Here is a 23,862-nt window from a genome sequence, read left to right as displayed (position 1 = left end):
GCCACACGCCCGATATCAAAAAATATATTTTTTCCGGTTACATGGTGGCGGCCAACGGTTTGGTGGTGGCATTGATTTTACGCAAAGGGCGAAAATAAATGTCATTGGGGTTTAGTGGTGGCATTGATTTTACGCAAAGGGCGAAAATAATTGCCGCTAGTTTTTTTGATGAAAAACCTATAAATTGCAAACCATGACGAACAAACCAAATGTGCTGGTGGTGATGGGAAGCGACAGCGATTTTCCCATCATGAGCGCGGCCTTAAAATTATTAGAAGAATTTGGCGTTGCCGCCACGGCACGGGTTGTGTCGGCGCACCGCACCCCCGAACGATTGCGCGACGTGGCCACCGCCGCATTGGCCGATGGTGTTCAGGTTATCATCGCCGGCGCGGGTGGCGCCGCCCATTTGCCGGGCATGATGGCCAGTTTTTGTCCCCTGCCGGTGCTGGGCGTGCCGATACCAACCAAATCGTTGCAGGGGTTGGATAGTTTATTATCGATTGTGCAAATGCCGCGCGGCGTGCCGGTGGGCACCTTGGCAATTGGCGAGGCCGGCGCGGTCAATGCGGCCTTGCTGGCGATTTCTATCCTTGCCTTGCACGACGAACCCTTGGCCAAAAAATTGGCGGATTTTCGCGCCAAGCAAACCGCCGCCGTGCCGATGTTGCCCGGGTCGCCGATGTTGGGCGAGGATGAGGCGAACCCCAAAAAACAATGACCAGCATGGCGCATCATTTTTCCTCGCCGCAAACGATTGGCATTTTGGGCGGCGGTCAATTGGGGCGGATGCTTATCATGGCGGGGGCGGCATTTGGCGCAAGGTTTGTCGTGTGGGATGCCGCCGATGACGCGCCGGCAATGCAATTGGCGGCAAAAAAAATCCTCGGCGGTTTTGACGACGAAAATTTATTGCAAGAATTTTTATCATCGGTCGACAGCGTGATGATAGAATGGGAAAATATTCCGGTTGCCCTGGTCAAAAAAATTGCCGCGCAAAAACCAATCATCGCGCCGGACAATTTGTTGGAAATCGCGCAAAGCCGCCTCGCCGAAAAAAACTTTTTCTTGAAAACGCCAACGCAACCCGTGCCCTTCGCCGCGATTATGGCGGGCGATGACCAGGCGACGATTGAAAAAAAAATTGCGCAGGCCAATATAAATTTCCCCGCGATTTTAAAAACCGACCGCATGGGTTACGATGGTAAGGGGCAATATCCGGTGGCGTCGGTCGCCGATATTCTAATCATCACCCAACAACAGCCAACCAATTTTGTGTTGGAACAAAAAATTAATTTCGTTGCCGAGGGGTCGGTGTTGGTGGCGCGCGATTTTGCGGGCGGGGTGGTGGCATACCCCATGGTGCAAAACGAACATCGCCATGGTATTTTGCACCGCACAAGTTATCCGGCGGAAAGTATTTCGATGGAGATTCAGGAAAAGGCGATAGCCGCCACCAAGCAGATGGCTATAGACATCAATTGTTATGGCTTGCTGTGTGTTGAATATTTTATCACCGGCGGCGGCGATATCATCGCCAACGAAATGGCACCGCGACCGCATAATTCGTTCCATTGGACGATAGAGGGCGCCAGCGTCAGCCAATTTTTACAAATGGTGCGCATCGCCATGGGGTTGCCGGTTGTCTTGCCGCTTGTCGGCGCGCAAAAAATTGAAATGTATAATATCTTGGGCGATGATATAAAAAACGCCGAGGCGGTGGCGAAAAAACCAAATTATTTTTTACACCTCTATGGCAAGGCGGTGGCCAAGCCCGATAGAAAAATGGGGCATTATACTATTTTGTTATAATTTTTTTTAAAAGATTGATGATGTTAGAAAAATTACGCCGCCTGTTGCCACAGCATAAACTTGATGGCTGGTTACAAAATAGGTCAGATATTTTTTTGAACGAATATAGCCGCGCCAGTGATAATTTTTTAACCCCACTGACGGGGTTTACCGGCTCGACCGGTTTGGCGATGGTGCTGATGGATGCGGCGTTTTTATTGGTCGATGGCCGATATGATGTGCAGGCCGCGGCGGAGGTTGATAAACAATGGCGCGTCATCGGCCCGAAGGAATTGCGGGCGCAACAATTATCGGGCGCGATGGATTTTTTAATCGCCCACCATAAAAAAAATTCGGCGCGGCCGCTCAGATTGGGCTTCCCCAGCGCGGAATTTTCACACCAGCAAATCACCAACTGGCAAAAAAAACTAATTGATAGCAACATCACCCTGCAACCGGTTGCGCAAAATTTGGTTAAGTCGTTGCTGGCGACATTGCCGCAAACCCAAATGGACGAAAAAACAACGCCCAGGATTTTTGACCATGATATGGAATTTGCCGGCGAATCGCGCGGCAACAAAATAAAAATTGTCGCGGAAAAAATTGCGGCAAAAAACCTTGATGGATTTTTTATCGGTGACAATGCCAATTTGTCGTGGCTGTTAAACCTGCGCGGTGATATTATTCCCTATAACCCAATTGTCACTGGTTTTGGTTTTGTCGAAAGCAACCAGCGGTGCACGTTGTTTTTGCCCGACGAATTGTTGGCGCAAGGATTTGATAAAAACCTTATCGCTTGTTACCCCATGAACCAGATGAATGATTTTTTTAAACAATGGCGCGGGCGCGACGAAAACAAAAATAAAAAAATTGGCTTGCATGACCAAGATTGTTCCCACGCCGTGGTTCAATCGGTCGGTGGCGAAAAAACCGATAATTTGGTTTTTACCGACGACCCAATTACGCGGTTAAAAGCAATAAAAAATAAAACCGAGGTTGCCGGCGCGCGCGCGGCGCATATCGCCGATGGTATTGCCATGGTGAATTTTCTCCATTGGTTGGAATCGGAAATTGCATCTGGCGGCCTGCACAATAAAAAAATCGATGAAAAAATCATGGCCGAAAAATTATGGTGGTTTCGCAGGCAGGATAAAAATTGCATCGCGCCAAGTTTTGAAACCATTCCGGCCCTATCCGAAAATGCCGCCTTGCCCCATTATCAAACCACGGCCAAAACCAACCGCGTGGCGCGCGTCGATGATATTTTTTTGCTGGATTCGGGGGCGCATTATTTTTTTGGCACGACCGACATCACCCGCACCATTTGCTTGACGCCGCGTGCGCTCATCGATAACAAATGGGGCGACGATTTTGCCGAACATTACGTGCGGGTGTTAAAGGGTAACCTCGCCATTGCGCGGGCGCGTTTTCCGCTGGGTATTTCGGGCGGCGAGCTGGACCCCCTGGCGCGGCAATTTTTATGGGCGGCGGGGCGCGATTACAACCACGGCACCGGCCATGGCATCGGCAGTTTTTTGCCGGTGCATGAGGGGCCGCAATATATTTCCGGCCGCAGTCACGAACCATTTGCCGATGGCATGATAACCAGCAACGAGCCCGGGTTTTATCACAGCCAACATGGGGTTGGCGTCTATGGCATCCGCATCGAAAATGTCGAATTATGCGTTGCGGTTGCAAATGGTGACGATGGCGCGGTGTTGGGGTTTGAAACCTTGACCCTGTGCCCGATAGACACCACGCCGATTTTTCACAAAAACAATTTGGCGATGTTGACGGTGGAGGAAAAAAAACAATTTAATGATTACCACCAAAAAGTTTACGACCAATTGTCGCCGCATTTATCGCCGCTGGCCAAAAATTGGTTGCGCGATAAAACCAAAGCCATTTGATATTTTTATAAAAAATGGCGTTGTGCTATGGCTGGTTGATGAAGCGCGTTCCCCTGATAATTGCCACTGGCCTCGACATGGCGTTCGATTACGCGGTGCCCGATGACAAGGTTTTGAACGGCGGTGAAATCATGCGCGTGCCATTTGGCAAACGCGATTTGCTGGCGGTTTATTTTCCTGAAGAAACCACGGCCTTCGCCGATGGCAAAACCCTGCAGTTAGAAAAATTAAAAACGCCATCAGTTTTTTTTAACGACGCGCCATTTTTTTACCCGCCGCTGACGGCGGCGCATCGACAATTTTTGCTTGAGCTTTCGCGTTATTACGGCGGCGATTTGGCCGCGCCCTTGGGGGCGGTGCTTAAGATGGCCCTGCCGGTTGAAAAAATTTTCGACGAAACATTTTTAATAAAAACCATGGCCAAGCAAACGCCTAAAAAAAATAATGATGAAGGCAATGGTAAGCTCGATGTGAATCTTGGGGAAAAACATTTCGCATTAAACCAACATCAATTGGCGGCGATTGATTCCCTAAAAAAAAATACGACGATTGAGGGGGGCGGTGGGTTTTCGGTGCAATTGCTTCACGGCATAACCGGTTCGGGCAAGACCGCGGTTTATTTTGAATTGATGCGGTCGGTGTTGTCTGCCGGCAAACGGGTGTTGGTGCTGTTGCCGGAAATTTCGCTTTCCACCCAATGGCGTGAAAAATTTTATGAATTTTTTGGCAAGGATATATCCTTGCTCGAATGGCATTCGCATTTGACGCCGCGCACCCGCACCGATAATTTTTATCAATTGTTGCGTGGCGCCGGCCAGGTGTTGGTCGGGGCGCGGTCGAGCCTTTTGTTGCCGCTCGATAATTTGGGGTTGATAGTGGTCGATGAAGAACATGACGCTTCATACAAACAACAATCGGGCGTGCGGTATCACGCACGCGACATGGCGATATTGCGCGCCAAGTTGGAACAATGCCCGGTTATTCTTTCCACCGCCACCCCCAGTTTGGAAACGCGCCACCACGCCGCGCAACAAAAATACCAGCGCACGGTTATCCATGACCGCATTTTAGAAAAAAAATTTCCAGCAATAGGGTTGATAGATTTGCGAAAAGACGTTTTAGCGAAGGGCGAATTTATTTCCGCGCCGTTGCAAACCGCCATCGCCGAAACATTGGCGCGCGGCGAGCAAGCCTTGCTTTTTATCAATCGGCGGGGTTTTGCGCCGATAACGCTTTGCACCGCCTGTGGCGAAAAATTATCTTGTCGGCAATGTTCGGCTTACCTGACGCATCACGCACGGCAACAACGTTATCAATGCCATCAATGCGATTGGTTTATCGCCGAGCAACAATTAGCCAATGACAATGGGGTGGTGGCCTGCCCGGCTTGTCACGCCGAAAATAGCCTAGTGGCCTTTGGCCCGGGGGCGGAGCGCGTCGTCGCCGAGGCGCAAAAAAAATTCCCGCACAGCACCATTGCCATGGCGACCAGCGACACGATAAAAAAAGAATCCGACCTGCAACAACTTATCAACGACATGACGACGCGCAAAATTGACATCGTGGTCGGCACGCAATTATTGGCGAAGGGGCACGACTTCCCCTACCTGTCGTTGGTCGGCGTCATCGCCACCGACCAATTGTTCGTCGGCGAGGACCCGCGCGCCATGGAGCGGGCATGGCAAGGGTTGGAGCAGGTTATCGGCCGCGCCGGTCGCCATGACAAAACATCATCGGCGCAGGCCTTGTTGCAAACCTATCAACCGCAGGAATCATTGTTGCAACATTTGGTCGCCGGCCGACAGGAAGAATTTTGGCAAGGGCTGATGGACGACCGGCAAAAACATCACCTGCCGCCGTTTGGTCGTTTGGCCTTGGTCACCGCGCTTCACAAAAATGAATCGTTTTTGTACAAGGTTTTGTTGCAGATGAAAAAACAGGCCGGCGCATTATTGCCCGACGCCTCGGCAAGTTTTAAAATCTACGGCCCGGCACCGGCACCGGTCGCGCGGGTGCGCGGGCTTTACCGCCACCGATTTTTGTTGATGGCAAAAACCCACAAGGAATTATTGGCATTTTGCAAATCATGGCTAAAGCAATGCGACGGCAATATCGCAGATTACAAAAAAATTCGCATCGAATTAGATATCGACCCGCAAGATTTCATGTAACGGCTGGCGGCGGTCGATGAATCAAAATTTTACGGCAGGACTTTTTTAAAATTATGGATGGTGACGCTGGCGAATAACCCGGCCTTGCGATAGGGGTCGTCGGCCAAAAAATCATCGATATTTTTTTTATCGGCCGCGCCGAGAATCAGGTGCGAGCCCAGCATCGCGCCGTCATCGGCCAGCAAGGGACCAGCGATGATTATCGCAACCCCATAATTTTTTGCCACCGCAATATGGGCAAGGTGCGCCGCCCGATTCGCCGCCCGCACCGCGCTGGCGTTCGGTTTGTCCAGGGCAGTTACAATAAATTCCTTCATGGTTTTTTTATTAGAAGAAACCTTGCCAAAGGGCAAGCATTTGTTGTTCGATAATCCGTAGCGAAAATTTGTCGCGCACCAGTTGCCGCGCACCGCGTCCCAATTTATTGCGCAATGGTGCATCGCCAAGGATTTTTTTCATCGCCGTGGCAATCATCGCCGGGTCATTTTTTGCCACCAACAAGCCGCTGACGCCGTTGCGGCAAACCTCGCGCGACCCGGGGGCGTCCAGCGCGAGCAGGCATTTGCCCATCGCTGAGGCCTCGAGCAACACCTGGGGCAGGCCCTCGCGGTATGACAACAATGCAACCGCGTCGGCACGGGCGATGGCGCGGCGGCTGTCGGCGGTGTAGCCCATAAAAACCACGCCGCATTTTTTTAAATCGCTGATGGTGGCCAGCGACAGCGCGCTTGGGTTTTCGCCATCGCGCGCGCCGTAAATTAAAAAATCGACATCGCGCCATTCTTGCCGCACCAATTTTGCGGCCTGACAAAATTCGACAATTCCCTTGTCGCGCAATAACCGCGCCATGGTGATAATTGTTTTTTTATTTTTTTTGCCGGTGGGCAAATCTTCGTTGCCCCGAAAATAATCATCATCGACGCCGACGCCCAGCATCAGCACAATATTTTTTTGCTTGATAAAAAATCGTTGACGCATCAAGGACAAATCATCATGGTTCATCACCAATAGTTTTTTATCGGCCGGCGCAAAAATAAATGGCAAGACGAATCGTAAACCCAAGCGCACCAGGCGGGCAAAGGGTTGGTTGCTGATAAAGATAAAGCCGAGGCCGGTGAGGCTTCCTAAAAACCTTACCCCCTGCCAGCGCGCCACCAACCCGCCGTATAAAACCATTTTTAACGCCAGGGCATTTATCATGTCGGGTCGCTGGCGGCGGATAAAACGATGGATGGCGAGAATGGTTTTTATTTCGGCCAAGATATTTTTGCCGCCGCGTTGCACCGGTAAGGAAAAACATGCGACGCCGATTTTTTCCAATAATTTTTTTTTATCGGCCGCGCCATTAAAATTGGTGGCGAGCGATACCCGCGCGCCGGCCGCCACCAGGTTGCGCAGGTGCGGCAAATAAAATTGCACCACCATCGACGGGTTGGACGCCAACCACAATATATTTTTACCCAATAATTTCTTGGCTTGGAATTTTTTATCGCGGTTGGTCATTTGTTGGCTCGCCTTGGTTTTTTATTTTTGCTTTGTTTTTTCTTGCGAATCATACTATCAAAATTTCATGGCTGATTCTATCGCTATTACGCGCGCGCTTATCTCGGTGAGTGACAAAACCGGTTTGGCGTCCTTGGCCGCGGCACTGCATCACCATGGTGTGGCGATTGTTTCATCGGGCGGCACCGCCGATTTTTTACAACGCGAAAATATCCCGACCACCCGGGTCGAGGATGCAACCGGCTTCCCCGAAATTTTGGGCGGCCGTGTCAAAACCCTGCACCCCAATATTCATGGCGGTATTTTGGCGCGCGGCGTTGATGATGATGACGGGGCGAGCGACGCGCGTGACCTGGCGCAACATAAAATAAAAAAATTCGATTTGGTGGTGGTAAATCTTTATCCCTTTGCCGATGCCTTGGCCAAAAAAATGCCGGCGCAAAAAATGATTGAGGAAATCGATATCGGCGGCGTCGCCCTGATTCGCGCTGGCGCAAAAAATTTTTCATCGGTTGTTGTCGTAACCAACCCGCGCGATTATGAATTGCTTATCGCCGAGATGCAAAAAAACAACGGGCAAATATCGCTCGCGACGCGCAAAAAACTCGCAAGCATTGCCTTCCGCCATGTGGCCGATTATGACGCCTTGATTGCCGATTGGTTCGAAGGCGGCGATGATAAAACCGCGCAACAGAAATCGGCACAGCATCAATTACCCAACCATGCCATCGCCCTGCGCTATGGCGAAAACCCGCACCAGGCCGCGACGTTTCTGACCGATAAAAAATTCGGCCTCGGTGCCATGATGCAATGGCAGGGCAAGGATTTGAGCTACAACAATTATCTCGACCTTGATGCGGCGTTGCGTATTTTAACCAGCATGGCGCCATTGCACCAACCGGCGGCGGTGATTATCAAACACACCGACCCCTGCGGCGTGGCGGTGGCGGGCGATGTTGCGGTGGCTTTTAAAAAGGCTTTTTCCGCCGACCCGATATCGGCCTTCGGCGGCATCATCGGCGTTAATCGCGCGGTCGATGATAATTTGGCGCAGGCGATTATCGATTTAAAAGTATTTTTTGAAATTATCATTGCGCCCAGTTTTTCCGACGGCGCAAAAAAAATATTGGCGGCGCGACGTGATTTACGCTTGCTGTCGCCCGATGTTTGGCCAAGCACCGCGCCGCGAGAAAAATTATACCGCTCGGTGATGGGCGGCATCCTCATCCAAGATAGCGACGATAAAATCATCGACCGCCAACAATGCACGGTCGCGGCCGGGCCGGCGCCATCATTGCAACAATGGCAAGATTTGATGGTGGCGATGATGGTGGCCAAGGAAATGCGGTCAAACGCCATCGCGATTGTCGCCGGCGGGGTGACGCTCGGCCTGGGCGGCGGCGCGACCAGCCGTGTCATGGCGAGCGAGAAGGCGGTGCACGACCTCCTGCAAAAAAAAATATCGGCCGACAAGATGTCATCGCCGGTTGTCGCGTCTGACGGCTTCCTACCCTTCACCGACAATGTCGAAATTTTTATCAAGGGCGGCATCAAGGCGATTATCGAACCCGGCGGGTCGGTGCGCGATAAAGATGTCATCGCCCTGTGCCAACAACACAACATCACCCTGGTGTTTTCGCACGACCGCCATTTTCACCATTAACATGGCGCGGTGATAAAAAGATTGCCAAACAAATTATTTAATGTTAAAAATTGCCCATGCTACATTTTCAACTCGAAAGCAACTTAAAATCACCGGTTAATCAAAACGGCATTTTGGCTTTGTCGATGACCGGCGCCTTGACGCGCGATGTCGATGGTTTTACCTCCGGCCAATTGAGTAAGGCGATTCTCGCCGCCGGTTTGCAAGATAAGGCCGGTAGTTTTTTAGAAATTGTCGCCCCGAGCGGCACCAAATGGCACGCTATTTTGATTTACGGCACCGGCCAAAAAACCGACGATAAAAAAAATAAAAAATCGTCCGAACAATTGGCGATGGAATTGGGCGGCCAGGTTTTTTCGCACGCCACCGCCCTGGCCAAAAAATTATTGGGCGACGATAAAAAAAAGAAACTGCCGATGTTTTGGGTGGTGGATAAGGCGACGCAACCGCTCGACAATTTGGGTTCGTTCTTGCTTGGCTATCGCTTGAAACAATGGCAATTTCACCGCTACTTGACCGACGAAAAAAAAATCGCGCAACATCCATTTGAAAATGAATCAGCGGTTTACGAAGGCGGGCTTGGCGATAAGCAAGCCCTCGCCGCGCTGGAAGAAAAAATAAACGCGATTTACGACGGCGTTATCTTGACGCGCGAATTGGTGTCGGAACCGGCCAATGTGCTGACCCCGCCAGAATTTGCGCGCCGCGCCGCCACCCTAAGCAAGGATGGTTTGAAAATCACCACCCTGGGTGAATCGGCAATGGAAAAATTGCAGATGCATTCGCTGTTGGCGGTGGGCCATGGCTCGAGCCAAGAATCACAATTGGTGGTGATGGAATGGAGCGGTGGCGAAAAAAATGCCGCGCCGATATGTTTTGTCGGCAAGGGGGTTTGTTTTGACACCGGCGGTATTTCGTTGAAACCATCTGGCGGGATGGAGGAAATGATTTGGGACATGGGCGGCGCGGGCACCGTCACCGGTTTGATGAAATTGTTGGCCATGCGCAAGGCACCGGTCAATGCGATTGGCGTGTTGGCGATTGTTGAAAACATGCCCGACGGCGCGGCGCAACGGCCGGGCGACATTGTGAAATCAATGTCGGGCCAAACGATAGAGGTCTTGAACACCGACGCCGAGGGGCGAATGATATTGGCCGATGCCCTGTGGTATGCGCAGGAAAATTTTAAACCCAGCACGATTATCGATTTGGCAACCTTAACCGGCGCGATGATTGTCGCCCTGGGGCATGACCGCGCCGGATTATTCAGCAACGATGACGATTTGGCGCGAGAATTGTTCGAGGCGGGCGAGGCGGTTGATGAAAAATTATGGCAAATGCCATTGTCGCCCATCGGTGGTTATTATGACAAGTTGATTGATTGTTTTGAAAAACGCGCCGATGTAAAAAATATCGGGGCCGCCGGCCAAGCCGGGTCGATAACCGCCGCGCAATTTTTGCAACGTTTTATCATGGCGCGCGACGATTACAAACCGGCTTGGGCGCACCTGGATATTGCTGGCATGGCGTGGCACAAAACGGCCAGCCCGCTTCACCACCCGGGCGCCACCGGCTACGGCGTGCGTTTGCTCAATAATTGGATCAGCAAAAAATTCGGCTAGGCAATTATTTTTGCCTATCGCTTCGCTACTTGAGGCGTGCCGTAGGCCTAGAGAACCGGTTTTACCGCTTTTTGATTTTAAGGTTATAGCCCAAAATAAACAAAAACCATCGCCGCTAGTTTTTTATTTCCTAAGCTTGCTTTTTGATTCCGCAAGCACGCCCAGCGCGATGCCGTCAAATGTTTCGCCTAGGCCGTAGGCCTAGAGAACCGGTTTTACCGCTTTTTGATTTTAGGGTTATAGCCCGAAATAAACAAAAACCATCGCCGCTAGTTTTTTATTTCTTAAGCTTGCTTTTTGATTCCGCAAGCACGCCCAGCGCGATGCCGTCAAATGTTTCGCCTAGGCCGTAGGCCTAGAACCGACTTTACCGCTTTTTGATTTTAGGGTCGTAGCCCCAAACAGCAATTACAGCTTGGTGTTTTTGATAAGGGCTTCGAATTTCGCGGCGACTTTTTTTTGCGCCTGCTCCAATTCCTTTTCCCATTGCGTGACAACTTTTTTATCCAACGGGCCTTTTTTTGCCAATTTTTCTAACTTGGCGGTAAGGTTCTTATTCAAATTTTTTTCTAAGCTCGATGCCAAGCCTTTGGAAATTTGTTTTTGCAATTTCGAGCTCAGGTCGGTGCTGAATGTTTTGTTGGTTTTTTGCAATAATTTTTTTAACGATTGCACGGTGTCAAATGGACTCATGATAATCTCCTTATCGTTGGTTATGTTTTTGTCTGTTGTTATTGTAACATATTATCACCGCAATACTAACCCTAACCGAACCGCAAAACGCGGTTGATGATTGTTTGGCGTTATTTATCAAATAAAAAATTGCGGCGAAAAGTTTTTTATCTTCCGCCAGCAGAACTAAAAAAACAAATCGCGGGTTTGTGGCATGTCTTTGTAAACACCGGCGATCCATTCGCCGTAACCATTATATTTTAATGTTGGCACGCGGTCGGCCGCGTCGCGACCCAACACCCGTTCGGTGGCTTGCGACCAACGGGGGTGCGAAAATTCTGGGTTCACATTGGCAAAAAAACCATATTCGTTTTTTGAAATCGTCGACCAAAATGTTTTTGGTTGTTTGTCGGTCAGGGTGATACGCACAATCGATTTGATAGATTTAAAACCATATTTCCACGGCAAGGCAAGGCGAAGCGGCGCGCCGTTTTGGTTGGTCAATGGTTTTTCATATGCGCCGACCACCAAAAATGGCAAATCATTCATCGCCTCGGCAATCGTCAACCCCTCGGTATATGGCCAGGGATACCAAACCTGTTGCAACCCGGGCATCGAATTTTTATCGGCCTTGGTTTCAAACATAACATATTTGGCCGACGACTTCGCGCCAACCGATTGCAATAATTTTTTTAACGAAAACCCCGACCAGGGCACGGTCATGCTCCAAGCCTCGACACAGCGGTGGCGATAAACCCGCGTTTCAATTTTCATTTTTTTCATTAAATCAACCACATCGATGGTTTGTGGGCTATCAACCATGCCGTCAATAACCACCGACCAGGGGTATGGCGTCAGGCTGTCGGCGCTACGCCACACGTCCTTATCGCTACCGATTTCATAAAAATTATTGTAACGGGTTGCAAATTCTTCGCCGGTTACGGGGAAACGCCGTGCCTTATCATATTTTAGGTTATTGGCGGCCGGGTAAAGCCCGCGGGTTTTTGCCACCCACGCGCCATTGCCCGCCATGTTCGGTGCGGTGGCGGCAATCGCCTTATCAAAACCCAACATGCCGGTGGCCAATGCCCCGCCGATGGTGCCGGCCGAAATTTTTAAAAACTTACGACGATTTTGATGATAATCATGCCACAGATGTTCAGGCGTGGCGGATGATTCGGGCAATTGCCAGCCGGGTTTTTGATGGAAAGAAATTTTTTGCATGGCCGGTATTTTTCGCCTTTAAGCAATCTTAACGAATTACCTTACCGATGGCAAGGTATTTTTCGCGCCGTTGTTCGATGAGTTTATTTTTGTCTATTTTTATTAACTGGCCAAGGGCTTGGTCGATGGCCTGCCTGGTGTTGACGAATGTTTCGTCGGGGTCGCGGTGCGCGCCGCCGACTGGCTCCTTGACGATTTTATCAATAACCTTGAATGCCAACATATCCTCGGCGGTGATTTTCTGCGCGGTTGCGGCGACCTCGGCCTTTTTTGCATCGCGCCACAGGATGGAGGCGCAACCCTCGGGCGAGATAACCGAATAAACCGCATGTTCCAGCATCAGCAATCGGTCGGCCGAGGCAATGGCCATCGCCCCGCCCGAACCACCCTCGCCAATAATAACGCAAACAAAGGGCACGCTTAGCGAAAGCCCGACATCGATATTACGCGCAATCGCCTCGGCCTGGCCATGCTCCTCGGCCTCCAGCCCCGGGAACGCGCCCGGCGTGTCGACAATCGACACCACGGGCAATGAAAATTGTTCGGCCAGTTTCATCAACCGCGCTGCCTTGCGATAGGCCTCGGGCTTTGGCATGCCAAAATTATGCTTGATGCGGCTGGCGGTGTCCTTGCCGCGTTCTTGGCCAATCAACATACATGGTTGATGATTAAAAAATGCAAAACCGCCGACCATGGCGCAATCCTCGCCATATGACCGGTCGCCCGACAGGGGGGTGAAATCGTGAAACACGCGGTTGGCAAAATCTAAAAAACGTGGCCGTTCGGCGTGGCGCGCGACCTGAACCTTTTGCCAAGGGGTAAGGTTGGTGTAAAGCACCGCCAGGTTTTGCGATATTTTTTCCTTCAGTTGTTTTATTTCGCCTTCAATCGCCAGCGACTGGCCGCCTTTTTTTTCAAGCACATCCTCCAACGCGTTTAAATCCTTTTGCAGGGGCGACAGCAAGGGCAATTCAAAATCGAGCAGGGAGGCGCGAAACCCATATGGCGCGGGAATCTCCCCCCGTTCGGGTCTTTTTAATATATTTAAAACCATTTTATATTCTCCGCAACAATACCCACATTACCACACGGGGCGGGGGTTTGCAAACCGCTATTATTTTTTTAAAACAATTTTCACAAAAAAAAGCGCGCCATTTTAAAAAAATGGCGCGCTTTAATGTTTGTAATAATTATGGTGTTTATTCGCGACGGCTTAAACCAATGATGTTTAAGATGTTGATAAACATATTGATGAATGAGCCATAAAGCATCAAGGCACCCAAAATGCCCAACCGCGTTATCATTTGCGGCCCGGCGCGATAGAACTCATCATATTGTTGCTTCAGCATTTGGGTGCTAATCGCTGTCGCGACCGCCGAAATACCGACAACCGCGAATGACAATAACATTGAAAAGCCACTGCTTTTCAAAAACGCATTGACTATCATGGCGAGGAAGACACCCAACGACAGCATGAATATGAAATGCGCCATACCCTGCAGATTGCGGCGGGTGACATAACCAAACAGGCTAGACCCGGCAAACATGCCAGCGGTGATGAAGAACGCCCGCGCCAAATCAAGCGCGCCACCCTCAATGCTTAAAAAAGAGTAGATAAGCGGCGTGATTAAAATCGACACCAATGCCGCATAACCCCAAAAGGCCAGGTGCGCGGTGGCGATGCTACGGCTTTGCAGAATCAAGCGCGGCGCCATCAGGCCGACCGCGAGGGTCGCGCCAAAAATCACCAACGACATAATGCCAAAGGATAGGGCGCGCATCAACGGTTCGTTGACCGCCAAGAATAGGGTGACCAAGCCGGTGAAGGCAATGCCCAGCGCCATGTAATTATAGGTCGATAGCATAAAACGGCGGAGGCCGACGTCGTATGTTACCTTCGCCTTGCTGGCGACCGATGAGAATGAAAAGTTATCGCTCATTTGGTTTGTGTTTGTGCTCCTTTGCACGCATTTATGGTTTGTTATACAAAATATAGTTATTTTGACGGGTAATGTCAAGAGCAACTTAAAAGGGTGGACAGGGGTTCAAAAAGGAAAGGGATGATGTTCGCGGCCACGCAGGATAGATTCGGCCAGTTGAGTGTAGACCATCTTGCCAGCGATGGTTTCCTGCAGAATAAAATCGCGGGCGCGGATGATTGTTGGCGCGTCGTTGCGGTTGGTGGCTGATGACGATGGTTGAAAATCGACCAGCCAGCGGATAACCCGCTCGCCGCCCAGCCCCCGCGTCATCACCCGTTGCATGGCCAGGGTGCCGCCGCCTGCGCCATTAAAAAAATCGACGATGGTGCCCTCCATGTTGCCACGAGTGATGAAGGACAGACGCGGCGGATTCGTGTTGGGTGGTGGCAATGGGTCGCGCAACAACCGCAGGCCGACGCGCCACCAATTTTTTATATCGTCATCACCCTGAAAAACAAAGGCCGTGCTTTTTAATTCATCGGGCGGGGCGGTGGTGGTATTGGCCTGGTCAAACGGCGGGTTGATAAGCACCTGACAAAATTTTTTATCGGGCACAAATTGATTGATGTCGCCATGGTGCGGGGAAAAACGCTGGCCGCCATGCAACAATGGGTTATCATGCAACAGGTTTTTTTGTAACAACGAAAAATAATCGGCGTTTTTTTCAACCGCGCAAATAGTGGCCTGGCGATTCCAAAACCCCGCCACCAACGACACCGCCCCAACCCCCGCCCCCAGGTCTATAACATCTTGCGCGTTTTTATCCACCATCGCGCCAAGCAACACCGAATCAACGGCCACCCGATACCCGGCGCGGTATTGGTTCAGCACCAATTGTTTGTCCAAGATAAAATCGCGGGTGATGGTCATAAAATTGTTTTTTATGTTATAATATGGTAACCACGAATTTGCATTATAAATTTTGTTGCGTCGTTGCGGCCTCATTCCCAGCCCATTACTCACCCTGTTTTTTTATCCTCATGTCATCAAACAATAATATCGATAACACCATGCGCGCCATGCAGGAAATGGTGGCCGATGATTGGCGCGCGATGGAGCAGGTGATGACCGACCAATTGGCGGGCATCGATTTGCAACATCTGCCACTTTTGCCGGAGATTGCCAATCACCTGTTATTGGCGGGCGGGAAAAGATTGCGGCCGCTGTTGTGTTTGCTGGCGCAACGATTATTGCCACCGCAAAAAAACAATAGGATGCAAGACGATACCAACCCGATGGTTTACCTGGCGGCGGCGGTGGAATTCATCCATGGTGCGACCTTGTTGCATGACGATGTTATCGACCGCGCCACCTTGCGCCGTGGTAAAAAAACCGCCAACAATATCTGGGGCAATCATTTGCCGGTGTTGGTCGGGGATTTTTTATTCGCCCGCGCCTTTCAACTGATGGTCAAGGTCAATAACCAAGCGGTGCTAAGCACCTTGGCCCAGACCGCGGCCACCCTGTCGATGGGGGAGGTCTGGCAATTGAGTCATCAATTGCATTATCAGGAAAAATTTTTAACCCTGGATGATTATGAAAAAATTATTTTTGCCAAAACTGGCTCATTATTTGCGGCAAGCTTTGTCGTTGCCGGATTGTTGCGCCAGCCCGACCCGCGCGATGCGGTGAATGTCGCCCTGCACGAATTGGGGGCGGCGATTGGCATGATTTTTCAATTGGTCGATGACGCGTTGGATTATTTTGGCGATTCGGCCAAAACAAAAAAAGAGGTCGGGGTTGATTTTGCCGAGGGGAAAATCACCCTGCCGATATTATTATTATACCGCGCGGCAAGGGACGATGCGGCGGTTATCAAAAAACTAAATGATTTTTTTCTTAAGCCCAAACAGGCGGGCGATGCCGCCACCCAAATTAACGATGGCGCGGGTGCCACAAAGCCCGAGGAATTTGCTTGGCTGATGACGCAACTGCGCCATTACAATATCATGGTGGCGGTCGATGATTATATTCAACAATTTGTCGACCGCGCCATTTATCAATTAGACCAGCTTAAGGCGCGGGAAGAAAATAACGCAGGAGTTGCGGCACGGGCGTTATTGCGGCAATTTATTCTGGCATCCCACCAGCGGCAGGGGTAACGGCAATGGGCAAGGGGGGCACAGGGGGGCAGGGGACATGTCGGCGCAAACAAAGGATTTAGCGCGGTTTGCCCCGCCGTGCGCTGGCCGCGCGATGCAAGACTTAACAATTGAAGACAAACCATGGTTATCAAAAAAATTCATAATTCTTAATAAAAAAAGACAGGGGCGGGTTATTGATTTTTATGTCGGAAAGGATTATAATTAAGGAAAGCAGATAGATAAAATATAAATACAAAAAATGACCAAATATAATAATCCCAACCAATATAAAAACGCCATCCGCATCGGCCTTGCCGGCCTGTTGCTGGCCAGCACCGTGGCGACGGGCAAACCCGCCAAGGCGGAAAAGGGCTGGTTTATTCAACCCGAGGCCGCATTAACCTTCATGCCGAAGGAATTTAACCATGGCACGGGGAAAATTGGCATTGGCGGCGGTGTTTCGCTTGGTTTTGGTTATCAATTTGACGCTTGGCAATGGGAAACCGCGATTGATTGGCATTACATGGGCGGCAGTAACCTGTCGCAAGTGGTTGCCGGCACGCCACAAACCGCCACGGTGGGCGAAAGCTTGATTCCAATTTACACCGGTATCAATTATACCTTTCCATTTTTGCAAAGCATCGACACCACAATTGGCGTCGGTGGCGGGGTGATGCTGTATGCGGTGAACAAAACATTTTCGCCAACCACGGAATTTAATGATAAGGGTTTTGTCGCCCGTGGCCTGTTGGTGCCAAAGGTTCAAATGGATTACGCCATTACCGATAACCTGACGATAACGGCGGCCGGCAAATTTTATTTTGTGTTTAATGGTTATAACGATCTTTACAGCGACAGCGCCAAGGCCGCCGTTGCCACGAATGGGGCGATTGCTTTGCCGGACGATAAACTCCTATGGTATGGTGCGTTGACCGTTGGCACGAATTATCGGTTCTAATAAAAAATTTTAATATTTAAAAAAAAACGGCGGTTATTTATGACCGCCGTTTTTTTTGTGCTTTTTTTCAGTATTATCGCCGATGTAACCCGATATAACCCGATGCAAGGGCGCAGGGTGGGTTAATCCCGTTCTATCACCATGGCCACGCCCATGCCGCCGCCAACGCATAATGTCGCCAGGCCGTAACGCGCGCCGCGCGCCGCCAGGCCGTGCATTAATGTTACCAATATCCGCGCGCCCGACGCGCCAACCGGGTGGCCCAGGGCAATCGCCCCGCCGTTGATATTGACGCGGGTTTTGTCGAGCCCCAATTCCTTGATAACCGCCAGGCTTTGCGCGGCAAAGGCCTCGTTCGATTCGACCAAATCGATGTCGCCGATGGTGAGGCCAGATTTTTCCACCGCCTGTTTGCTGGCGGCGATGGGCCCAATGCCCATAACCGCCGGGTCAACCCCCACCGTGGCGTGCGCCAAAATGGTGAACAGCGGTTTCATGTTTAACGATTCCGCCACGTCGCGCCGCGCCAGCAACAATGCCGCCGCGCCGTCGTTAATGCCCGATGCATTGCCAGCGGTGACGGTGCCGCCCTCCCTCACAAATGCTGGTTTTAACGCCACCAATTTTTCGGCGGTGGTGTCGCGCGGGTATTCGTCGGTTGAAAAAACCACATCGCCTTTTTTCCCCTTTATTGTTATTGGCACGATTTCATTTTTAAACGCACCGCTGTCGATGGCTTGGCGCGCCCGGTGTTGGCTGGTCAGGGCAAATTCGTCCTGCGCCGTGCGGGTAATGCCGAACATCGCCGCAACATTTTCGGCGGTTTGCCCCATGTGATAATGGTGAAAGGCGCAGGTCAAGGCGTCGCTTATCATGGTATCGACCAATTTGCCATTGCCCATTTTTATTGCATCGGCCAGGCCGGCACGCATCAGCACGGCATGTGGGGCGCGGCTCATTGATTCCATGCCGCCGGCGACCACCATATTGTGGGTGCCGGATTTTATATAATTATGCGCCACGGCCACGGCCTTTAACCCCGAACCGCATAATAAATTAATACCCATGGCGGGAATTTCCTGGGGGATGCCGGCGGCCATGGCGGCCTGGCGCGCGGGGCCCTGGCCCTGGGCGGCGGTTAGGATTTGCCCCAAAATAACCTCGCCCAATTGGTCAAATTTATCACGGCTTAAGCCGGCCGATTGCAACACCGCGGCAATAACCGGCGCGGCCAATTGGTGTGCCGCCAAGGGGGATAAAGCCCCCAAGAACGAACCAATCGCGGTGCGTTTACCGGCGACAATTACAACATCATTTTTATTTTTTTGTGGCATCGAGCGAGACCTCCAGCTGTATAATATGGTTGCCAATGAATTGGTTAATGCTTTTTAATTCCTCATCTTTTTTTGTGGCATCGCTTTTGGCGACGTCTTTCGTAAAGTTATAAAGTTCGTCATCACTGGCACTCAACCATTTATTATTAAGGAGTAAAAAAATCAATAGGGCGGCTATTGCTAATCTTTTATTACCATTTTGAAACGGATGGTTTTTTACCATGATGTAAAAAAGAATAGCCGATTTTTCTAAAAAGGTTGGATAAAGGTCAGCCCCGCCGAATCCTTGAAATGGTGTTGCCAAACAACTTTCTAATTTTCCTGGGTAACGCGTGTGAAAATCAGGTATGGCTTCATCATGCGATAAGAATTTTTGCGCATAAGAAAATACTATATATTCAACATCGAAAATAGTGATGGGTTTTGTTTCTTCATCATTCATTTACTGGCGACCCATCACGATTATTCTTTTGCCAATTTTTTTAAACAATTGCTGTATTCACGAAACATTCTTTCCATGCCATATTCGATAATTTTTTTATTCTGACTGCTGAGGTGGGCACCGCCTGGTCGCGCGGTGACGGCAACATTATTATGACTAACGGTAATGGTTGTATTTTTATTGGTCATTATTTTTATATTTGATTTTTTAACCTTGGGTTGTTTTTACAACAAAATTGGAAATCCCGCAAGTATAAAAAAAACCCCGCTGGAATTGCTTCCGGCGGGGTTTTGCGCAATTTATTCGCGCAACTTGATTGCGCTATCACTTTGTTGCTTGAGCGCACGCTTACGCTGCGTGAGGGCAAAGCAATCGCTTAATTTTTTTTTAAGCAAATAATTAGAAGGTGTATTGCACGCCAAGGTTAATGCCACCATACCAGAAGGTTTTGGTGATGTCGGTATAGGTGGGCGGTAAACCAAGCGGTAACAAATTGCGGTTGGCCAAGTAACCAGCCACGGCGTCGCCGGCAATATTGGTGTTATTTTTCGCGGTCGCGTTGGCGGAGGCCAGGGTGGAGGATAAATAGGAATCGCCGTATCCGCCCGGCACGATATAAAATTTACCGCTCAGGCTGATGGTCAAGTTTTGCAATGGCGCGTAATCGAACGACAAACTCGGCACGACAACGGCTTTTGCTTCAATGGCATTGTCGGTGGACCCGGTGGTGAATGCATTGGCACCCGTGCCGATAACGTGGGTGGTGTCGCGTTTTCCGGTGTGAATCCACAAACCGCCGGCGATGCCGGGGGTGATGCTTAATTTACCGCCGGCCATTAAGGGGATAAGGTATCTTACGCCCAGGGTGACGGGGATAAACTCCTCGCTATTTTTAATGGTGGTTGTAACCGCCGTGCCCGGGGTGGTGCCGTTGGCCGCACCGGCATTGGTCAAAAATAATTTTGTGCCATTGGTGTTTAACTGCGTTTCAACCGCTTTTGCGGCGGTTATTTTCGCGGTGGTGGTGCTTTGCCCAGCCGCCCGTGCGGCCGTGTATACCCCGTTGAATGCCGCGGCCGCGTTTAACCAAACGGTGCCATAGGCCGATGTGATTTGATTAACCGTGTCGTCGCCACCATGATATTGGTAATCAACATTAAAATCGATAAGGAAGTTGTTGATTTGGTAACCCAACCCCAAACCGCCGCCGCCGCCGAAACCAACATTGCCCAAACCCTTGGTAAGGTTTTTATCAATGAAGATAAGGTTGATAGTTGGGTTTACATAAAATCCGTTTTTCACCGCCGCCTGCGCGCCACCATTGTGCCCGCCGGCCAATGCCAACACCGCCCATGCCAACCAGGCATAATTTAATTTTTTTTTCATTATATTGTCCCCTTTAAAAAAAAATTTTTATATAAATTATATAAAAATGGCGACCGGGTAACATTGTCGCATGGCCGTGCCGGCCATGTTATATTGCATGGCGGTGTGTGCTATTGCGGTCATTGATATTTGGTCCCCATTTTTTTATTATTGTTACTTGATATTTATAACATTTTTGCGCGAATTTGTCAAGAAAACCGCCTATAAAATCTTCGGGGCGGCTAAAGCAATGGAGGTAATGTGGCATTTTTACTTTCCTGCGACATGGTTTTATGGAAAAATTATTGGTAAAAATTCTTTTGTTCCAATTACTCTGCTCTTAATATCAAAAAACTCAGGATCCAGCAATGAATAATATCCGCCGTTTGGTTTTTTATATTCATTCCCTGCATCGTCTTTTCCTTTTAGTAAAAAATAATCATTACTAACAAGGATAATATTGGGGGTTATTTTTGCATAAGCTATTAAATAAATATCTGTTTTTAATAGGTGTTTTTCGACTTCTTCATTTTTTCTAATAAATTCAGGTATTTTATTTAATATCCTACTTGCTTCTGCTAAAACATTACTATCTGATAATAAATCCATTTTAAATAAATAGTTCTTTTTGCTTCTTTTCCAGGTCTTGAGAGGTTCTTTGGTAATTTCGTCATACACTTGCTTGCATGAAAAATGGTCGGCTGTTGACGTGTCAAAGCCATCAATTTTGTCCCAAAATTCTCTCCCCAATCGATATGTTTTTGGTAAAAAATTATCGCCGCCTATAAAAAAATTGGTGTCCAATAAATATTTTGACATGTTTATTCTTGCTCGGTTGGGGCATCCTTATAAGGATTATTTCTAAAGAACGCATCCCATGCAGGTATGTGGAAAACATTATTTATTTTCGCATAATCGATTTCGTCTTGGAGGTATAAACTTCTTAGATAATCGTAAAGCAATCCCCCTAAGCGCGCTTTATGAGAGACTGCAACGGCAAATCCTGCTGGTTGCTCCCCTCGCGCCAGAGCTTCTTGTTTCTTTGCTTCGATTTTCTGCCGGCTTTTTTCTTTTTCTAATTTTTTCGCTTCATAATATCTTTGATAGCTATCTTCATAAAATTGATGATATTCGTGCCAATCGATTTTACCGATAGTATAAAAACGACGCGCAAGCACCAACAGGCTAACATTGTATTCATCAACGAAATCCTTTTTATAATATTCTTTTCTCACTTCTTCCCATGACTTTTCAAAAATAGGAGACTGGGTGGGAACTAAAAATTCCGCCGCAACATCGTTGCAAAATCTTTCTATCGCCATATAATCTTCTGTTTTGTGTTCCAATCCCGAATGGCAGATACCGCTTTGCCCCAACAGCAAATGACAAAATTCATGTATCAATGTGAAAAGCTGGGCTTTTGGCGAATCGTTTGAATTAATGGCTATCAATGGCGCATGGTCATCCGGCAGTGCAAAGCCTCGAAACTCCTTTACGTTTAGTGTTCTTTGTCTATCGCCATTGGCATATTGTGATTGAATAATCATTACGCCACGGCTTTCTAAGTTATTAATATATTTTTTTAATATATTCTTAGTTCGGCCATGCAAGTTGGTTGATAACACTTCTCGCATATACCGAACAATGCCGTTTTTATCACCTTGTGCAAAGTTTTTTAAAACCTTTGCCGTGCCCCGATTAGCAGCATATTGCCGATAGAAATCTTGATAATAATCGACCTCGCGCACAAAATCGTAAAGATTGGCAGAGGTTTTTGGCGGGGGATTAGAACCTATCGTTCTGAAATCCCTAACAATTTTTTCTATATTTTCATCGGGCACTTTTTCTAAGCCAAGATATACTAGGGGGATGTGGGCTTGGTGGGCGATTTTTTTCGCGAGCGGAAGAGAGGGGTGCTCTTGTCCGGAAATTAAATTATCATATTTTTCTTTATTGATATTTAACTTTTTTAATGCGTCGGCCATGCTAAAGGGCATACGGGCGGTGATAGCCCATTTAATCATTTGCGGGGTAACGAAATTAGCGTTCATTTTATTACATCCTTTGCGTGTAATATTCTGCAAGTTTCTTACCAATTAAAGGGAGACATTTATAAGGTAGCGCACCTTGCCGTTTCTACTTAAAATTATACTAGCCTATTCCTCAGCTTTTGGGCAAGAAAAAAATCAGGATAAAAAAAAACCCCGCTGGAATTGCTTCCGGCGGGGTTTTGCAAATTTTAGGCAAGCCTTAAAATTTTTTTTCTAATCAAATAATTAGAAGGTGTATTGCACGCCAAGATTGACGCCACCATACCAAAAGTTTTGGTTGGTTTCGGCATAGGCCGGGGTCAAACCCAATGGTAAATTACCACTGGCCAATACCGCTGGGTCGAATGCTTTAACATCGCTGACCGATGCCGTGGCCGCCGCTTGCGCGTCCGACGTATAGGCATCGCTGTAACCACCTGGCACGATGTAAAACTTACCGGTCAGGCTGATGGTCAAGTTTTGCAATGGTGCATAATCCAACGCAATGCTTGGCACAACCACGCCCTTGATTTCGGTCGCATTATCGGTTGTCGCGGTGGTGAATGCAGTCGCACCCGTGCCGATAGTGGTGGTGATGTCGCGTTTCACGGTGTGAATCCACGCACCGCCGGCGACGCCCGGGGTGATGCTTAATTTACCACCGGCCATGACGGGGATAAGGTATTTCAAACCCAAGGTAACGGGAACGAAACCTTCCTGGCTGTCGGTCGTGGTCGCAACGGCTGTGCCTGGGGTTAACCCAGCGGCCGCACCAGCGGCGGGATTGGCGAACGCCGCGGTTGCGGCGGTTATAGCAGCGGCTGGGTTACCACCACTAGCCAGCGTTTGTTTGAACGCCCCAGCAGCAGCCAACCAAGCAGTACCATAGCCCGAGGTCGTTTGATTGACCGTGCCTTTACCGCCATAATATTGATATTCAGCATTCAGGTCGATAAGGAAGTTTTTGACTTGGTAACCCAAAGCCAAACCGCCACCGCCGCCGACGCCGACCGATGTGACGTCCTTGGTGAAGGCCTTATCAACGAAGATAACGCTGGCATTGGGGGTTAAATAAAACCCGTCTTTCACGGCCGCGTTCGCGACACCATGG

At 49.3% G+C, this 23,862-nt stretch carries 22 protein-coding genes; 8 read left to right on the top strand and 14 right to left on the bottom strand.

What is annotated here, in order from left to right:
• Positions 1 to 223 precede the first annotated feature (223 nt).
• Genes purE through priA form a run of 4 tightly spaced genes read left to right on the top strand, consistent with a single transcriptional unit; the run spans position 224 to position 5,872 of the window.
• Positions 224 to 721, top strand: a complete 498-nt coding sequence (gene purE / locus QM529_04320) for a 5-(carboxyamino)imidazole ribonucleotide mutase (GenBank protein ID MDI9313883.1) — start codon at positions 224 to 226, stop codon at positions 719 to 721.
• 5 nt (positions 722 to 726) lie between these two features.
• Positions 727 to 1,812, top strand: a complete 1,086-nt coding sequence (locus QM529_04315; GenBank protein MDI9313882.1) for an ATP-grasp domain-containing protein — start codon at positions 727 to 729, stop codon at positions 1,810 to 1,812.
• Between the two features lie 17 nt (positions 1,813 to 1,829).
• Positions 1,830 to 3,701, top strand: a complete 1,872-nt coding sequence (locus QM529_04310) for an aminopeptidase P family protein (protein ID MDI9313881.1) — start codon at positions 1,830 to 1,832, stop codon at positions 3,699 to 3,701.
• Between the two features lie 38 nt (positions 3,702 to 3,739).
• Entirely contained in the window at positions 3,740 to 5,872 is a 2,133-nt protein-coding gene (gene priA, locus QM529_04305) for a primosomal protein N' (GenBank protein ID MDI9313880.1), read from the top strand.
• Positions 5,873 to 5,901: 29 nt separating this feature from the next.
• Here priA and QM529_04300 read toward each other — a convergent pair whose 3' ends face one another.
• Entirely contained in the window at positions 5,902 to 6,189 is a 288-nt protein-coding gene (locus QM529_04300) for a YciI family protein (protein ID MDI9313879.1), read from the bottom strand.
• A 10-nt stretch (positions 6,190 to 6,199) separates the two neighbouring features.
• Entirely contained in the window at positions 6,200 to 7,375 is a 1,176-nt protein-coding gene (locus QM529_04295) for a glycosyltransferase family 4 protein (protein MDI9313878.1), read from the bottom strand.
• A gap of 67 nt (positions 7,376 to 7,442) precedes the next feature.
• On the opposite strand from QM529_04295, the gene purH reads away from it, so the two are divergent.
• Together purH and QM529_04285 are read left to right on the top strand one after the other, a co-directional pair.
• Positions 7,443 to 9,038: a bifunctional phosphoribosylaminoimidazolecarboxamide formyltransferase/IMP cyclohydrolase gene (purH, locus tag QM529_04290; GenBank protein ID MDI9313877.1), complete on the top strand. Its 1,596-nt coding sequence runs from the start codon at positions 7,443 to 7,445 to the stop codon at positions 9,036 to 9,038.
• 56 nt (positions 9,039 to 9,094) lie between these two features.
• Positions 9,095 to 10,660: a leucyl aminopeptidase gene (locus QM529_04285; GenBank protein ID MDI9313876.1), complete on the top strand. Its 1,566-nt coding sequence runs from the start codon at positions 9,095 to 9,097 to the stop codon at positions 10,658 to 10,660.
• A 408-nt stretch (positions 10,661 to 11,068) separates the two neighbouring features.
• Here the strand turns inward: QM529_04285 and QM529_04280 are convergent, their stop codons facing one another.
• The 5 genes from QM529_04280 to QM529_04260 all read right to left on the bottom strand — a co-directional run bounded on the left by QM529_04280 (position 11,069) and on the right by QM529_04260 (position 15,408).
• Positions 11,069 to 11,353, bottom strand: coding sequence for a hypothetical protein (locus tag QM529_04280; protein MDI9313875.1), 285 nt, complete (start codon positions 11,351 to 11,353; stop codon positions 11,069 to 11,071).
• Between the two features lie 165 nt (positions 11,354 to 11,518).
• Entirely contained in the window at positions 11,519 to 12,556 is a 1,038-nt protein-coding gene (gene msrP, locus QM529_04275) for a protein-methionine-sulfoxide reductase catalytic subunit MsrP (GenBank protein ID MDI9313874.1), read from the bottom strand.
• A gap of 28 nt (positions 12,557 to 12,584) precedes the next feature.
• Positions 12,585 to 13,610, bottom strand: a complete 1,026-nt coding sequence (locus QM529_04270; protein ID MDI9313873.1) for an acetyl-CoA carboxylase carboxyltransferase subunit alpha — start codon at positions 13,608 to 13,610, stop codon at positions 12,585 to 12,587.
• Positions 13,611 to 13,755: 145 nt separating this feature from the next.
• Positions 13,756 to 14,496, bottom strand: a complete 741-nt coding sequence (locus QM529_04265; GenBank protein ID MDI9313872.1) for a Bax inhibitor-1/YccA family protein — start codon at positions 14,494 to 14,496, stop codon at positions 13,756 to 13,758.
• 105 nt (positions 14,497 to 14,601) lie between these two features.
• On the bottom strand, positions 14,602 to 15,408 hold the full coding sequence (locus QM529_04260; GenBank protein ID MDI9313871.1) for a methyltransferase: 807 nt from the start codon (positions 15,406 to 15,408) through the stop codon (positions 14,602 to 14,604).
• Between the two features lie 110 nt (positions 15,409 to 15,518).
• On the opposite strand from QM529_04260, the gene QM529_04255 reads away from it, so the two are divergent.
• Together QM529_04255 and QM529_04250 are read left to right on the top strand one after the other, a co-directional pair.
• Positions 15,519 to 16,640 carry a polyprenyl synthetase family protein gene (locus QM529_04255; GenBank protein ID MDI9313870.1) on the top strand — a complete coding sequence of 374 codons (1,122 nt, stop codon included), beginning with the start codon at positions 15,519 to 15,521 and terminating at the stop codon, positions 16,638 to 16,640.
• 241 nt (positions 16,641 to 16,881) lie between these two features.
• Entirely contained in the window at positions 16,882 to 17,580 is a 699-nt protein-coding gene (locus tag QM529_04250) for a hypothetical protein (GenBank protein ID MDI9313869.1), read from the top strand.
• A gap of 122 nt (positions 17,581 to 17,702) precedes the next feature.
• Here the strand turns inward: QM529_04250 and QM529_04245 are convergent, their stop codons facing one another.
• The 7 genes from QM529_04245 to QM529_04215 form a co-directional block, all read right to left on the bottom strand.
• Positions 17,703 to 18,914: an acetyl-CoA C-acetyltransferase gene (locus tag QM529_04245; GenBank protein ID MDI9313868.1), complete on the bottom strand. Its 1,212-nt coding sequence runs from the start codon at positions 18,912 to 18,914 to the stop codon at positions 17,703 to 17,705.
• The gene (locus tag QM529_04240) at positions 18,898 to 19,356 is read right to left on the bottom strand and encodes a type II toxin-antitoxin system death-on-curing family toxin (GenBank protein MDI9313867.1); all 459 of its coding nucleotides are present in this window, start codon (positions 19,354 to 19,356) and stop codon (positions 18,898 to 18,900) included. The genes QM529_04245 and QM529_04240 overlap by 17 nt, the downstream gene beginning before the upstream one ends.
• A gap of 20 nt (positions 19,357 to 19,376) precedes the next feature.
• On the bottom strand, positions 19,377 to 19,544 hold the full coding sequence (locus tag QM529_04235) for a hypothetical protein (protein ID MDI9313866.1): 168 nt from the start codon (positions 19,542 to 19,544) through the stop codon (positions 19,377 to 19,379).
• A 211-nt stretch (positions 19,545 to 19,755) separates the two neighbouring features.
• Positions 19,756 to 20,742: a hypothetical protein gene (locus QM529_04230; GenBank protein MDI9313865.1), complete on the bottom strand. Its 987-nt coding sequence runs from the start codon at positions 20,740 to 20,742 to the stop codon at positions 19,756 to 19,758.
• A 270-nt stretch (positions 20,743 to 21,012) separates the two neighbouring features.
• Positions 21,013 to 21,540 carry a DUF4411 family protein gene (locus QM529_04225; GenBank protein ID MDI9313864.1) on the bottom strand — a complete coding sequence of 176 codons (528 nt, stop codon included), beginning with the start codon at positions 21,538 to 21,540 and terminating at the stop codon, positions 21,013 to 21,015.
• A gap of 2 nt (positions 21,541 to 21,542) precedes the next feature.
• Positions 21,543 to 22,706: an ImmA/IrrE family metallo-endopeptidase gene (locus tag QM529_04220; protein MDI9313863.1), complete on the bottom strand. Its 1,164-nt coding sequence runs from the start codon at positions 22,704 to 22,706 to the stop codon at positions 21,543 to 21,545.
• Between the two features lie 291 nt (positions 22,707 to 22,997).
• Positions 22,998 to 23,862, bottom strand: an 865-nt coding sequence (locus tag QM529_04215; protein MDI9313862.1) for a hypothetical protein, incomplete at its 5' end; no start/stop codon positions are given.

Origin of the sequence: Hydrotalea sp., from assembly GCA_030054115.1 — a bacterium.
Taxonomy (GTDB): Bacteria; Pseudomonadota; Alphaproteobacteria; order JASGCL01; family JASGCL01; genus JASGCL01.
This window is presented reverse-complemented; position numbering and strand designations above follow the sequence as displayed.